The organism is Massilia niabensis (assembly GCF_042655085.1).
GTDB classification, from domain to species: Bacteria; Pseudomonadota; Gammaproteobacteria; order Burkholderiales; family Burkholderiaceae_D; genus Telluria; species Telluria niabensis.
Map to the genome: position 1 here is coordinate 209,289 of NZ_JBHSMU010000009.1, position 13,891 is coordinate 223,179.

At 65.4% G+C, this 13,891-nt stretch carries 11 protein-coding genes and 1 pseudogene; 1 reads left to right on the top strand and 11 read right to left on the bottom strand.

Features of this window, described 5'->3' with window-relative positions; all coding sequences use genetic code 11:
- The first annotated feature begins 183 nt into the window (after positions 1 to 183).
- Positions 184 to 2,676, top strand: coding sequence for a TonB-dependent receptor plug domain-containing protein (locus tag ACFPN5_RS09035; protein ID WP_379782309.1), 2,493 nt, complete (start codon positions 184 to 186; stop codon positions 2,674 to 2,676).
- 85 nt (positions 2,677 to 2,761) lie between these two features.
- Here the strand turns inward: ACFPN5_RS09035 and ACFPN5_RS09040 are convergent, their stop codons facing one another.
- The 11 genes and pseudogenes from ACFPN5_RS09040 to ACFPN5_RS09090 all read right to left on the bottom strand — a co-directional run bounded on the left by ACFPN5_RS09040 (position 2,762) and on the right by ACFPN5_RS09090 (position 13,828).
- Positions 2,762 to 3,379 (bottom strand): hypothetical protein, encoded by a 618-nt coding sequence (locus ACFPN5_RS09040; RefSeq protein ID WP_379782311.1) that lies wholly within the window; start codon positions 3,377 to 3,379, stop codon positions 2,762 to 2,764.
- Between the two features lie 64 nt (positions 3,380 to 3,443).
- Positions 3,444 to 4,082, bottom strand: coding sequence for a hypothetical protein (locus ACFPN5_RS09045; RefSeq protein ID WP_379782313.1), 639 nt, complete (start codon positions 4,080 to 4,082; stop codon positions 3,444 to 3,446).
- A 185-nt stretch (positions 4,083 to 4,267) separates the two neighbouring features.
- Positions 4,268 to 4,867, bottom strand: coding sequence for a M15 family metallopeptidase (locus ACFPN5_RS09050; RefSeq protein ID WP_379782315.1), 600 nt, complete (start codon positions 4,865 to 4,867; stop codon positions 4,268 to 4,270).
- A 50-nt stretch (positions 4,868 to 4,917) separates the two neighbouring features.
- A complete protein-coding gene (locus ACFPN5_RS09055; RefSeq protein WP_379782317.1) occupies positions 4,918 to 5,823 on the bottom strand; it encodes a LysR family transcriptional regulator in 906 nt (301 codons plus the stop codon).
- Positions 5,824 to 6,203: 380 nt separating this feature from the next.
- Positions 6,204 to 6,971, bottom strand: a pseudogene (locus ACFPN5_RS09060) (N-acetylmuramoyl-L-alanine amidase); the annotation flags it as partial.
- Positions 6,972 to 7,007: 36 nt separating this feature from the next.
- On the bottom strand, positions 7,008 to 7,943 hold the full coding sequence (locus ACFPN5_RS09065) for an N-acetylglucosamine kinase (protein WP_379782319.1): 936 nt from the start codon (positions 7,941 to 7,943) through the stop codon (positions 7,008 to 7,010).
- Positions 7,944 to 7,954: 11 nt separating this feature from the next.
- Positions 7,955 to 9,577: a glycoside hydrolase family 10-like protein gene (locus ACFPN5_RS09070; protein ID WP_379782321.1), complete on the bottom strand. Its 1,623-nt coding sequence runs from the start codon at positions 9,575 to 9,577 to the stop codon at positions 7,955 to 7,957.
- Between the two features lie 21 nt (positions 9,578 to 9,598).
- Positions 9,599 to 10,735, bottom strand: a complete 1,137-nt coding sequence (locus tag ACFPN5_RS09075) for an acyltransferase family protein (RefSeq protein WP_379782323.1) — start codon at positions 10,733 to 10,735, stop codon at positions 9,599 to 9,601.
- Positions 10,732 to 11,997, bottom strand: a complete 1,266-nt coding sequence (locus ACFPN5_RS09080) for an MFS transporter (RefSeq protein ID WP_379782325.1) — start codon at positions 11,995 to 11,997, stop codon at positions 10,732 to 10,734. Before ACFPN5_RS09080 ends, ACFPN5_RS09075 begins: the two co-directional genes overlap by 4 nt.
- An 81-nt stretch (positions 11,998 to 12,078) precedes the next feature.
- Positions 12,079 to 12,972, bottom strand: coding sequence for an N-acetylmuramic acid 6-phosphate etherase (gene murQ / locus ACFPN5_RS09085; RefSeq protein ID WP_379783103.1), 894 nt, complete (start codon positions 12,970 to 12,972; stop codon positions 12,079 to 12,081).
- Between the two features lie 112 nt (positions 12,973 to 13,084).
- On the bottom strand, positions 13,085 to 13,828 hold the full coding sequence (locus tag ACFPN5_RS09090) for a GntR family transcriptional regulator (RefSeq protein WP_379782327.1): 744 nt from the start codon (positions 13,826 to 13,828) through the stop codon (positions 13,085 to 13,087).
- Positions 13,829 to 13,891: the final 63 nt, after the last annotated feature.

Below are 13,891 nucleotides of genomic sequence, written 5' to 3' on the forward strand. Positions count from 1 at the left end.
TACCCAATTTACTCTTGTTTGCCACGCAATATTGCTGCGTTGACACGCAAATACAACGCTTATGCCGGGCGCGTTGTACGTACGAACGTCAATTGTTACTATCTTCGGTCACATCGGAAACATTCCAGATTGTGGCTGTGTGTATTCGAGGCATTCCGCTTCGCACCAACGAAAAGAGACAACATGACGAGACGACCTGCCTGCCATCCCTTCCGCCAAACCCTCCTCGCCACCGCCCTGCTCGCTGCCCTGACGCCGGCCTCGGCACAGGAAACAACCGGCCCTGCCGCGACCGCGACCACGACCGCCGGCGACGAGAACACGCCCGCCCGCGTCGTCGTGCTCGGTTCGCGCTCGAGCGCCAAGACCGCACTCGATACCGCCGCGCCCGTGGGCCTGATCAACGCGAAGGACATGCAGACCGCCGGTCCCCTCGAGCTGGGCAAGCTGCTGCAAACGCTCGACCCCTCATTCAACTTCTCGACCACCTTCATCAGCGACGGCACCGACATCATCCGTCCGGCCACCCTGCGCGGACTCGGACCCGACCAGCTGCTGGTGCTGGTCAACGGCAAGCGCCGCCACCAGCAAGCCCTGGTCAATGTACAGCAGACCATCGGCCGCGGCTCGGCCGGCACCGACATCAATGCGATCCCGATGTCGGCCATCAGCCACATCGAAGTGCTGCGCGACGGCGCCGCCGCCCAGTACGGCTCGGACGCGATCGCCGGCGTGATCAACATCGTCCTCAAGTCGCAGGTCAAGGAAACGCAAGTCAGCAGCTCGATCGGCACCACGTCGGAGGGTGACGGCGACATGATCTCGGGCAGCGCCAACACCGGTTTCGGTATCGGCGACGGCGGCTACGTCAACCTGTCGGTGGAGGGCCGCCGCCGCAACGAAACCAATCGCGCCGGCATCGACACCCTGCGCGTCAATCCGCCGCGCGTGACCCAGCGCATCGGCGACAGCCTGGCCAAGGATGCCTTCCTGTGGGTCAACTCGGCACTGCCGACGAGCAAGGACGGCGAGCTGTACGCGTTTGGCGGCGTGTCGAAGCGCACCGGCGATTCGGCCGGCTTTTTCCGTCCGCGCGAAGATGGCCGCAACGTGCCGGCGGTATATCCGAACGGCTTCCTGCCAAACATCATGACGACCGTGAAGGATGCCTCGTTTGCCCTCGGCTACCGCCACGAACTGGACAACGACTGGAAATTCGACACCAGCGTGAACCACGGGCGCAGCCAGCTCGGCTTCCATGAGCGCGAATCGATCAACGTCAGCTACTGGTACGAACCGAGGCCGGGCGGCGGCATCTATGCCGAGTCGCCATTGGAGGCCGATACCGGCACGCTGAAATTCAACCAGACCACCGTCAATGCCGACCTGCGCGGTCCGATCGACCTGGGCGGACGCAAAATATCGCTGGCCGTTGGCGCCGAGTACCGCCGCGACAACTATGCAATCGAGGCCGGCGACCCGGTGTCCTACCAGTATGGCCGCACCAACAACCCGGCGATCCGCATCCTTGACCAGACCGGCGGCATCGCCGCCTCCGGTGCGCAGGGCTTCCCGGGCTACACGCCGTCCACGGAAGTCGATGACGGCCGCCACAATATCGCCCTGTATGTCGATGCCGAGCACAACCTCACCGACAAGCTGCTGGTCGCCGGCGCGGTCCGCTACGAGCGATATTCCGACTTCGGCAGCACCACCACCGGTAAACTCAGCATGCGCTACGACCCGACGCGCACCCTCGGCCTGCGCGGCAGCGTGTCGACCGGTTTCCGTGCGCCTTCGGTCCAGCAGAAGTTCTACAGCTCGGTCTCGACCAACCTGAATGCGGCCGGCGTGCTGACCGAAACCCTGACGGCGCGCGAAGGCAGCACCGTCACCCGTGCCTTCGGCATCGCCCCGCTCAAGGAAGAAACGTCGAAGAACGCCAGCGTCGGGATCGTGCTGCGCCCGCTGCCGAACTTCTCGGTCACGGCCGACCTGTACCGGATCGACATTGACGACCGCATTGTCTTCTCCAGCAACATCGCGCCGGAATCGGGCACCTGCGCCACCGCTGCGGCCTGCCCGATCCGCGCCATCCTCGACCCGCTGAAGGTTGGTCAGGCGCAGTTCTTCACCAACGCGATCGACACCAGCACGGACGGCTTCGACGTCGTGGCCGAGCACACTACGCGCTGGCCCGGCTCCACGCTCGTGCTGTCCGGCCAGCTTGGCTTCAACAAGACCGAAGTGGAGGCGCGCCGCTCGCAGTCGCCGGTGCTCACCGGTGCCCAGCTGTTCGACGACGCGCAGGTGACGCTGATCGAACGCGGCCAGCCGCGCCAGCACCACGTGGTCGCTGCCGACTACACAACCGGGCCTTGGAACGTTAACACCCGTGCCAGTTACTTTGGCGAAGTGCAGGGTCAAGGCTTCACGGCCCCGTTTATCCAGACCTGGGAAGCGAAGTGGCTGGTCGACATGAGCGTGCGCTACGCCTTTACCAAGCGCCTGACGCTGGCAGTCGGTGCGAACAACCTGTTCGACACCTACCCGACAGAGTGGGACAAGGTGCGGGCAGCGCCCTTCCCGCAGCTGGGCTTCACCCACTGCTGGGAAACCTGCCCGATCGGCATCAACGGGCGCCAGATGTACGCGCGCGTCGACTGGGCGTTCTGAGCTGAGTCCTGGGTTGCTGCCGCCAGACAAGCGTCTGGCGGCAGTGGCCCGGGTTGGCAGCACAGCGCGGCCGAAGCGTGCGTCGTCAAAGCGCGCGCACCTGCTGGATGAAACGCAAGTTGTCGAATACGCCAATGAACAGCGCATCGCCGCTGTCGAAGCCTGCCGCCGCGCCCCCCAGTCCAGCCAGGGCCAAAGGGAGCGGCTCCTGCGCCAGCGCGGTACATGCGGCGATTGCCCCATAGGCAAGCGCCAGGGGGTATTCGGCATCGTTCTCCAGCCCGTCCTTCGATGCGTATGCCAGCGAGCAGAGTTCGGCCAGCACCATCGAGTCGAGGTAGCTGACACCGTCGTGCACGATCTCGCAGCGCCAGGCATCGGACCCGCTGTCGTGGACCGGCCCGCTAGCGACATACAGGTCGGCCGTGGTGCTGTCGTCGTCCGTCGCCGGATTGAAGAGGCCGAACCAGAGCCCCTGGTCGCCCTGGCGTACCGCCCCGCCGAGCCATGCATCGGTCAGCCATCCCTTCAGGACCGGCAGGTCTCCATCGAAGTCGATCCGGCGCATGTGCTCCCAATCGGCATGCGGTAACTGCCGCTCGCACTCGTCGATGACGGTGTGCATGCGCTGCCCGATGGTTCCGCGGGCAGCGACGGCGGCGAGGATGTGCTCAAACAAGGTCTCGTAGTCGTAAGATGGCATAGGGGTTTCCGTCAGGTGGGACGCGAGGAATCAGCCAACCGACATGCAGCCAGCCGTCCATGTCTCAGGGCTTGGCCGTATCGCCCGAACGTGGCGCGGTGCCGACCGGTTCCATCCAGGGCGCGCCGGCAACGTCGGGTTTCGCTTCCACCAGCGCCACCTGGGCGTTCGTGGTTTGCCGGATGGTGCGCACGATGTCGAGCATGGTTTTTTCAACGTATTTTTCGGGTGTCCCCAGCACCATCCCGGTGGCGCGGCGCGGCCACGCGAGCCAGCCGCCTTCCTTCTTGATGAAGGCGGCGTACATGTCGAGGTGATAGCCGCTCTTGTACGGATACAGGCAGGCGACCACCTGCACGTCCTGGCCGCCACGTACTTCCGGCGTGGCCTTGGCGGTCCAGCTGGCGCCGTCGCAATTCGGCCCGCGGGCCGCGCCGGGGGCGTCGGCCAGCTTGAAGCGGCCGGGCTGCTCCTGGAGTTCGGGCGTGTCGGCGACTGGCGTGGCCAGCGTTGCCTGCTTGATGTTGCGGTTGATGCCTTCGCTGGCGGCGCGCGCGACCGCGGGTGCGGGTGCGTCGGTCTTGATGTCGAACACCCGGACATATTCCACCGTCCGTTCCCGCGCGGCGAACATGTCGCCGCCCCCCGTGGTGCAACCGGCCAGCGCCGAACCCACGACAGCTGCCACCATAAAGCTTTTCATCACGCACCTCTCTTGTCCGTTGGAAGAATCGTTCGTGCGAGAGAGACAAAGCGGGCTGAAGCGTCAAGTGCCGGCATCAATCTCTCATCGGTATTGAGAGATTGTCCCGGTCAGAGAGTGAAGGAAGGCTGAGAAAACTCAAGTGTGCGCGCGGCCGCACGGCGATTCGCGGAGGCGCGCAGTTCTTAAAGTACGCGGTGGAAGGTGCTGCGCACGCGTTCCCGGTCGCCGCAGTCGAAATGCCACCATTCGGTGTTGATGCCGACAAAACCGGCGCCGAACATGGTATCGCGCAGCAGCCGGCGGTTGGCGACCTGCGCCTCGCGCAGCTTGCCGCAAGCAAGGAAACCTTCTTCCAGAGCCGGGTGCGACAGTTCCGTCATGTCGTCGAAACCCGTGCCCATGTCGAGTTCCGCGCCCTGCGGATCGAGGATCGTGACGTCGAGCGCCATGCCGTACGAGTGGATCGAGCCGCGCGCCGGATTGGCCAGGTACATCTGCAGGCCGGTGCCGGCCAGGGCATCCCAGAGCTGCTGCTGGACGCGCTGCGGACGCAATGCATCGAGCACCAGGATCGTGTGGCCGGGTGCGCGTTCGGCCAGCCAGGCCACCGCCGTTTCCAGCGCCGCCGCCGCATCGCGGTGCAGCCAGGCGCAGTCGAAGGGCGAATACAGGTCGCGCCCGACAAAATTATTGGCGCTGGCATAGCGCAGGTCGACCCCGATACCGGCGACTGAGTTCAGGTGCCGGAATTCCGGGCTGCCGGCAATGTCTTCGCTGGCCACGCTCAAGATCCCGCCTTGGCGAGGGGTGGCCTGGGCTGGCACATCCATACTTACTGGCATCCTTTTTCGAGACAGGCGCGGGCGGTGGCGCCGATGGCATTGGCCAGTTCGCGCGCGCCGTGCGACAGCGGCGCGTGGCTGGCAGTCAGCAGGAACAATTGCACCGGCATGGCCGGCGCCCACTGGCGGCACTGCACTTTGGCTGCGCTGGCGGAGGCGGCCGTGAACGGGTCGAGCACGGCCGTACCGGCGCCGGCCTCGACCAGCGAGCGCGCGATCTGGTAAGTCTGCACCACGGTGTGGAACACGGGCGTGACGCCCCCGGCCTCGCAGGAGGCGACGACCATTTCACCCAGCGGGTCGTTGTCGGCCAGGCCGATCAGTTCGCCCGTCAAGCCTTCCGGGCCGATCGGCTGCGCGCATTCGGCTTCGCTCCAGGTGCCGCTTGGGGCCATCACGGTCAGCATGCCCTGGGCGATCGGTTCGGCGACGATGCCGGGATGGCGCGGGTCCTGCAGCGACAGGGCAAGATCGGCTTCGCCCAGGCGCAGGGCGTTCACGATTTCGCTCGTATGGTAAGTCGCCAGTTCGCAGCGGGTCTGCGCGAACTCGCGGCGCCAGGCCGTCATCGCCTGCGGCAGCACGCTGATGGCCAGCGTCGGCGTCGACACCAGGCGCACGGTTTCGACCGCGCGCCCCTTGAGGCTGGCGGCGAGGCGGCGGATGCCCTGCAGGTCGCGGTTGAGCTTCTCGGTTTCGGCAAACAGGCGGTGCGCTTCCGGCTTCGGATAGAGCTTGCCGCGCACGCGCTCGAACAGCGGCATGCCCAGCTGTAGTTCGGCATGCTGCAGCACTTTCGTCACTGCCGGCTGGGAAATGTGGAGAACCTGGGCAGCGCCACTGATGGTGCCGACCTGCATGATTGCGTGGAAAACTTCGATGTGGCGCAGGCGCATTGCTTCAATCCTTCAACGAGACACCCGCGCAAGGCGCGGGTCGGCCGAAGGATACAGGGAAACGCAAATGACTGGGAACGTCATCGTGGGCTCGTACTCGTTACAACGGGTGCCGGCGGCGGCGTCGCCGGGACCGGCGGGACCGCGGGCACGGCGGGCACCGCGGGCGGCACGGCAGGCGATGTCGGCGGGACAGGCTCCGGCGGCACGGCCGGTGCCGGCGGCACTGGCGGTACCGGCGGTACGGTTGGCGCCGTTGGCGCTGCGGGCGCCGGCGTCACGGCCGGGTCCACAGGTACGCCCTGCTCCGGCTGGGCCGGGCGGTAGATCGGCACCGGCGCCGCCGGCACTGCCGGCAAGGGCGCGGTTGCCGGGGTGGTCAGCACTTCAAGCAGGGACGCGGTTTCCGCATCCGGTTCGCCGGCAAAGTTCGTCGGGCGATATTTCATCTGGAAGGCAGCGATGACGGTGCGGGTCGGCTGGTCGAACACGCCGGTCTGCGCCAGCGCGAAGCCGTGGCTTGCCAGTTTCTTCTGGAACCAGAAGGCGTCCGGCGCCTGGATATTAAATACCTGGCGCACCGCGCTGACGCGGTTGGGGTCGGGCCACGCCACCAGGCCGGCCCGCGCCAGCTGGTACCAGGGGAACATCGGACCCGGGTCCTGCTTGCGCAGCGGCGCGATGTCGCTGTGGGCAAGCACGTTCTCCGGCGCGATGCCGTGGCGCTCGACGATGCCTTTGATGAGCGGAACCAGGGCGTCGATCTGCGCCTGCGGGTAAGGCGGGAAGACACGGCCCGCGGGCGTGTCCTTCCAGCCGGTATTGACGATCTCGATGCCGATCGAGCTGTTGTTGAGTTGGGTGAAGTTTTTCCAGCTCGAGTTGCCGGCGTGGTAGGCGGCGCGGGTTTCGTCGACCAGCCGGTAGACGGTCGGGGTCGGGTCGTCGGTCACCAGGTAGTGGGCGCTGACCTGCTGCTGGGTCAGGATCTTGAGCGAGGCGGGTTTGTCGGCCACGGTGTAGTGCAGCACCAGGAAGCGCACGCGGCTGCTCTGGCCTTTGGCCGTATAGGTGGTGTCGATCCCGTTCGGTGCGGTGGCGCAACCGGCCAGCAGGGCGATCAGGAGGGTAACTGCAAGGTTTTTCATCACATTTCCGTCACTAGTCAGATTCAATTCGCAAATTCAATTCGAGGTGCAGTCCAGGGCTGCCAGGCGCGCGGCGGCGTGGTGGGCGCGCGTGGCGGCCTGCGTCAGGCTCGTTCCCGGCGGCAGCGCGGCGCGCATCGCGGCCGCGATCGACGGGTGCAACTCGGCGGCGCGGCCCGACAGCACGACCGGGCGCGGCCCGAAGCGGCGGATCAGCGCATGCGCCAGGCGCGCCAGTTCGCGGCCCGCTTCCCGCAGGATCGCGGCCGCTGCCGGGTCCTGCTCGCAGGTCGCGGCCACGGCCAGCGCCAGCTTGCCGACCTCTCCCCGTTCCTGGCCGTAGATGAACTGGCGCGAGAAAGCCCAGTCCGATCCGCCAACATGGTCGAACACCGCGTGCGCCAGCGGCGAGTCGACCCAGCGGCCCGGGTGTTCGTCTTCGTGGCGCCAGATGTGGCGCAGTGCTTCGCGCGCGATCCAGAAACCCCCGCCGCCATCGTCGAGCACGACACCGCGCCCGCCGGCCCGATGGAATTGTCCGTCGGCGTCAATAAAAGCGCCAATCGATCCGGTTCCAGCATAGACCAGGTAGCCTTCGCCCGGCGCAAAGCTGGCGCGGTAGGCGATGTCGATGTCGTTGCAGATGGCGACGGCATCGGGTGCGATGCCGAGCAGCTCGGCGATCCAGTGCTGCAACTGTGCGCCGTCGCCGCCGAAACCGGTCAGGCCGGCGCGCACGCCCGCCGGACGGCCATGCGCCAGCACCGCGCGCGCCAGTTCTGCGAAAGTGGCATGGACGCTGCTGCGGCCGTCGGCTTTGCCCATTTGCAGGGCCGACAGGCCGGCGACGGTTCCCTCGGCCAGGATCGTGCCGTCCCGCGCCGCCAGCGCCCAGCGCGTCTGGGTGCCACCGGCGTCGATGCCGAGGCCCATGCCCGGATCAGGGCGAAAATCAGGATCAGCGTTCAACATGGGTTCCGGAATTACGCCTTGCCCCACACCAGCACGCGGTCGCTCTCGATACCGAGGCGATCGACCGCGCCGACGAATACCGCATCGGCGGCGCCGAGGCGTGCATCATCCTGCAGCGTCCACTCCACCTTCGAGGCCGGCACGACATTGAAACGCCATTCGTTGCCGTGGCGCGCCCACACCGTGTACAGCGCGTTCGCCTTGCCGGCGGTCAGTTTTAAATCGACGCCTTTGCCGTTGCGCACCGCTTTTACGCGGGGCAGGCCCGGCTTGACGTTGCCCAGCCATGGCGTGGCCGGTACCAGGGCGGGCGTCGCATAGGTGCCCGTGCGCAGCTGGTCGCTGATGCCTTTGCGATTCTGCATCAGCGCAACCATGCTGAAGTGTACGTGCCCGCTGGACTGCGGGCGCGCACGGGTTGCGCCGATCTGGTCGACGATTTCCTGCGGCTGGTAATCCTTGCTCGGCGCGCCGATGCGGCTGGTGAACAGGCCCGGCCACATGTGGCGGCCCATCGTGTTCTGGCCGATCCAGTAGTCGAGCAGCACGTCGTAGGCCTGGGCTGCCTGGGCGCGCGGCCAGTACAGCTGCGGCGACATGTAGTCGAGCCAGCCCTTTTGCAGCCACAGCTCGGCGTCTGCATACAGCTTGTCGTATTGCGAGAAGCCATTGATGCCGGGCGGGCGGCGGTCCGGACGGCCCAGGCCGAACGGGCTGATGCCGAAGCGCACCCAGCTCTTTTCGCGGTGAATACCCTGGTACATGTTCTGGATTAGCTCATTCACGTTCTGGCGACGCCACGAAGCACGGTCGAGCTTGCCGCCTCTAGCGAGGTAGCGCTCCCAGCTTGGGGTGTCCGGGAAGTCGAGTTCAACCGCCCTGGTGGCCGGCTTGCCGTCCAGCGCCGCCTCGTTGCCGGCGACATTCGGTGTCGCCTCGATCGGATACGGATAAAAATAGTCGTCGATGTGCACGCCGTCGATGTCGTAGCGGCGCACCACGTCGAGCACCACGTCCAGGGTCTGCTTCGACGCCGCTTCCTCGCCCGGGTCCATCCACATGAACTTGCCGTATCGCCGCACCGCCGACGGGTTCGAGCGGGTAATGTGGTTCGGTGCGGCCGGCGAGCGAGCGCCGTCGTGGCGGGCGCGGTAGGGGTTGAACCAGGCGTGCAGCTCGAGGCCACGCGCATGCGCTTCGCTGACCCAGAATTTCAGCGGATCATAGAACGGCTGCGGGCCCTTGCCCTGGGCGCCGTTCAGGTATTCCGACCACGGCTCGATCTGCGAGGGATAGATGGCGTCGGCCGACGGGCGCACCTGCAGCACGATCGCATTCAGGTTCATCGCCTTCGCCCTGTCGAGGATGGCAATGGCCTCGGCCTGCTGCTGGGCCGCGTTCAGGTTCTGCTTGCTCGGCCAGTCGATGTTGGCGACCGTGGAAACCCAGGCGGCGCGGAACTCGCGCGGGGCAGCCGGCGGCAAGGCGCCGCTGGCGACAATCGTGCCGGCAGGGGTCGTCGCACCCTTCTTCGGGGTCGAACAGCTGGCCAGGAAGCCACTCATTGCCAGCACGCCGGCAAACGCCAAGGCGCGTTTTTTCAAATCAGGTTGCACTACCGCTCCCTCTTCCATTAGTCATTCAACTTTGAATCATTACACTTTAATAAACCACTTGCGGCGCCACATGGCCCAGGCAATCCCAAACATGCAGGCATTGAACAGCAGCGCGTACAGCACCGACGTGTTCACCGCGCCCAGCGGCAGGTCGCGAATCGGCGCATACAGCGTGCGGCCGAGCGACACGGTGGCGCCCTCATTCGTTACCTTGATCAAGCCGAGCATTTTCGCCACCAGCCCGGAGAACGCGAAGATGAACAGCGCATTCATGCCGTAGACCTGGAACGGCCGCGTCCAGCGTGCCGCCGCCTCGCGTACGGCCCCGTACGGGTTCACATCGAGCAGCCAGAAGAAGGCGGAGAATACCAGCAATGCCCAGCCGGTCATGATTAAGCAGTACGAGGGTGTCCACAGGCTTTTGTTGATCGGCATGAGGATGGCGTCGCAGATGACACCGAGCCAGACGAACAGCAGGCCGGCCAGCAACAGCCAGACGGTCTGTTCCATGCGGCTGAGCTTGCTGAGCAGGAAACGTCCGGCGAGCACGCCGAACAGCTGGCTGCACAGGGCGGGCAGCGTCGACACCAGGCCTTCCGGGTCCCAGGTCTTCGATTGCACCCACATGTGGCCGTCCAGCACCATGCGATCAATATACGCTCCGAAGTCCCTGCCCGGTTCCAGCACGCCGGCGCCGATGCCAGGGACTGGATACAACAGCATCAGCGCACTGTACAGCGTGAGCAGGCCGACAATGATGGCCAGTTGCAGGCGCCAGCCGCAGTAGACGACAATCGGCGCGGCCAGCAGCGTGCAGAGGGCGATACGTTGCAGCACGCCCGGGATGCGGACAGTGCCGACATTAAAATGCGGGATCAGGTTGAGCAGGAAGCCGATCAGGAAGATCAGCAGGGCGCGTTTCGCCAGTTTGAACAGCAAACGCGGTTTGTCGGCGCCGCCGGCGGCAAGGCGGCCGAGCGACAGGGCCATCGAGACGCCGCCAATGAACAGGAAGAAGGGGAAGATGGTGTCGGTGAAGGTCCAGCCATGCCATTTGGCATGGGCCAGCTGGGAATACAGGTTGCCCCAGTCACCGGGATTGTTCACCAGCACCATGGCGGCGATGGTGAAGCCGCGGAAGACGTCGAGCGAATCCAGGCGACCGGGGGCGTTCACTTCTTCCCGAACTCCGGATCAATCTTCACCAGGGCGGCCATGATGAACGCCGGAATGGTCGCCAGGCAGGTCCACACGAAGAAGTTTTTATAGCCCAGGTATTCCTGCAAATCCCCGCTCCACATGCCCGGCACCATCATGCCCAGCGCCATCAGGCCGGTGCAGATGGCGTAATGCGCCGTCTTGTGCTCGCCATCGGACACCATGATCATGTACAGCATCATGGCCGTGAAGCCGAAGCCATAACCGAACTGTTCCACCGCCAGCGAAGCGCAGATGAGATAGAAACTTTGCGGCTGGGCCTGCGACAAATACACGAACACCAGGTCCGGCAGGTGCACCGCGAACACCATCAGCCACAGGCAGCGCTTCAGGCCGAGGCGGGAGATCAGGAAGCCGCCCGCAAGTCCGCCCAGGGTCAGGGCAATGATGCCAATGGTGCCGTAGGCGATGCCGTACTCCGCCGTCGTCAAGCCGAGGCCGCCTTCGCTGAGCGGGTCTTTCAGGAAGGGCGCCACCAGTTTAAGGAGCTGCGCTTCGCCGAGGCGGAAGGTCAAAATAAAACCGAGGATCAGCCAGATGTCGCGCTTGCCGAAGAACGAGGCGAAGGTGCCGAAGAATTCGCGCAGCGGATTGGCGCCGGCCGCCACCGCATGGTCCGCTTCCGGGCGGGGCAGGACCAGCTGGTGCCAGGCAAAGGCGGCGGCAAAGAAACCTGCCAGCACGAAGAACACGATCGACCAGGCCTGGTGCGTATCGCCCAGCGTTGTTCCCAGGTAGCCGGCCAGCACCACCAGTGGTCCCTGTCCCGCCAGCGTCGCCAGCCGGTAGAAGGTGCTGCGCACGCCGACGAACGCGGCCTGGTCTTTCTGGCGCAGGCCGAGCATATAAAAGCCGTCAGCCGAAATATCGTGTGTGGCCGAGCTGAAAGCCATCAGCCACATGACGGCCAGGCTGACCACGAAAAAGGCGGGCAAATGCAGCACGGTTCCCACCGCCACCAGCGCGGCGGCCACGGCCAGCTGCAGCGTCACCGTCCAGCCGCGCTTGGTGCCGAACATGTCGACCACGGGCGACCACAGCGGCTTGATCACCCACGGCAGGTACAGCAGGCTGGTGTAAAAGGCGATGTCGGAATTCGACACGCCCATGTCCTTGTACATGATGACCGACAGCTGCATTGCCACGACATACGGAATGGCCTGGGCAAAATAGAGCGACGGCACCCACAGCCACGGACTTTTCGCTTGCGAAGTTTGCATAACTCTTTCGTGTTCGGGCAATGGGAAGGTCGAACGGCGACACAGCACGGACAAGATGCCCATGCTGCAGGTCATCAATGCTTAGCTGGCGAGCGCCTGGCGCACGCTGCCGTGTGCGGCTTCGAGCAAGGCCCGTGCTTGCTCGACACCGGTTTGTTTGGACAAGGCCACGATCGCGGTCTTGACGTGGAAATCGCACTGTTCCAGCACGGCCCGGGCTGCGGCCTCGTCGACGCCGGTGGCAAACGAGGTCAGGCGAATCGCGCGCAGCACCAGCTTGGCGTTGGTTGCCTTCAAGTCTACCATCAGGTTGCCATGAACCTTGTTCAAACGCACCATCAAGGCGCTGGAAAAAGTGTTCAAGGCAATCTTCTGCGAGGTGCCCGCTTTCAGGCGGGTGCTGCCGGAAATGACTTCCGGGCCGGTGTCGAGGGTGATGCCGATTTCGGCCTCGCCCGCGACCGGCGCGTCCGGGTTGTTGGCAAAGCCGATCGTCAGCGCCCCCGCTGCGCGCGCGGCGCGCAGGGCGCCCAGCACATACGGGGTGCCGCCGGACGCGGCGATCAGCAGCACGACGTCATCCTTCGTGATGTTCAACGAGCGCAGGTCGGCCGCGCCCTGCTCAAGGTCGTCCTCGGCGCCTTCCACCGCAACGAACATGGCGTCGGTACCGCCGGCCAGCAGGGCGACGGCCCGGCCATGCGGCCAGGAAAAAGTCGGGTACAGCTCGACGCTGTCGAGCACGCCCAGGCGGCCAGACGTACCGGCGCCGACATAAATCAGGCGCCCACCGGCCTCAACCCGCGGCAGCGCGGCCGCCACGGCGGCAGCCAGGCGCGGCGCCGCGGCGCGCACGGCATTGACCGCATTGAGCTGGTCGTCCACCAGCACGTTCACCAGTTCCACGGTCGGGTACTGGTCGAGCAGGGTGTGTTGCTGGGCTGGGGTTTCGGTGTTGAGCATGGTCGCGGCAATCTTGGCGGCGCTGGTGGCCGGATTATCAATAAAACCAGTGTAATACCAATCCTTGAAGCATTCCCATGAAAGGAACGGGCGTCATTATGACGAAAGGTTATGCGCCCAAAAATTATGCTGGCGTCCGCCGCAGTTCGGCCACGAAGTCATAGTAATCGCTGCGGCAATAGGAATGCGTCAACTCCACCGCCATGCCCGACTCGAGGTAGCCGACGCGGGTGATGAACAGCACCGCCTGCCCTTCCGGCACGCCCAGGCATGTAGCGAGCTCGAGCGGCGCATTCATCGCGCGGATGTGCTGCAAGGCGCGCACCGGCATCTGGCCGCTGGCGTCCAGGTGGGCGTAGAGCGAATTGGCCACGTCTTGCGGCTGCGGCAGGACGGCGGCGGGAATCACGCTCGTCTCGTAGGCCATCACGACCTCGTCGGCCAGGCGCAGGCGCTCCAGGCGCGCCACCCGTGCGCCGGGGGACAGGCCCAGCGCCAGCTGTTCGTCGGCGTCGGCCGCCACGATCTCGCGCCGCAGCCAGCGCGAATTCGGCGTGTAGCCGCGCTGCTGCAGCTGTTCCGAAAAGCTCGACAGGTTCGACAGTGGCTGCTCGATGCGCGGCGCGATATAGTTGCCCGACCCGCGCCGGCGCACCACCAGCCCCTGCTCGACCAATTGATCGATCGCTTTCCGGGCCGTCACGCGCGACACGCCCTGCTGCTCGGACAACGTGCGTTCCGAGGGCAGCGCCTGGTCGGCCTGGTAGCGGCCGTCGCGTACGTCCTGGGTCAGTTTGCGCGCCAGCTGCATGTACAGCGGCGAATTGTCGTTGGCGTCGACCTGGAAGTCGGGAATCGGATTGCTCATGTTTTTATATGATGGGGCTCGCGCCGCCAGTGTAAGGCAGCGTGGTGCGGGCAGCCGGAAAAT

Coding starts and splice junctions, on each gene's coding strand:
- ACFPN5_RS09040 (WP_379782311.1), bottom strand. CDS start 3,379: ATGCCATCTTACGACTACGAGACCTTGTTTGAGCACATCCTCGCCGCC.
- ACFPN5_RS09070 (WP_379782321.1), bottom strand. CDS start 9,577: ATGGAAGAGGGAGCGGTAGTGCAACCTGATTTGAAAAAACGCGCCTTG.
- ACFPN5_RS09080 (WP_379782325.1), bottom strand. CDS start 11,997: ATGCAAACTTCGCAAGCGAAAAGTCCGTGGCTGTGGGTGCCGTCGCTC.
- ACFPN5_RS09035 (WP_379782309.1), top strand. CDS start 184: ATGACGAGACGACCTGCCTGCCATCCCTTCCGCCAAACCCTCCTCGCC.
- ACFPN5_RS09090 (WP_379782327.1), bottom strand. CDS start 13,828: ATGAGCAATCCGATTCCCGACTTCCAGGTCGACGCCAACGACAATTCG.
- ACFPN5_RS09045 (WP_379782313.1), bottom strand. CDS start 4,082: ATGAAAAGCTTTATGGTGGCAGCTGTCGTGGGTTCGGCGCTGGCCGGT.
- ACFPN5_RS09055 (WP_379782317.1), bottom strand. CDS start 5,823: ATGCGCCTGCGCCACATCGAAGTTTTCCACGCAATCATGCAGGTCGGC.
- ACFPN5_RS09065 (WP_379782319.1), bottom strand. CDS start 7,943: ATGTTGAACGCTGATCCTGATTTTCGCCCTGATCCGGGCATGGGCCTC.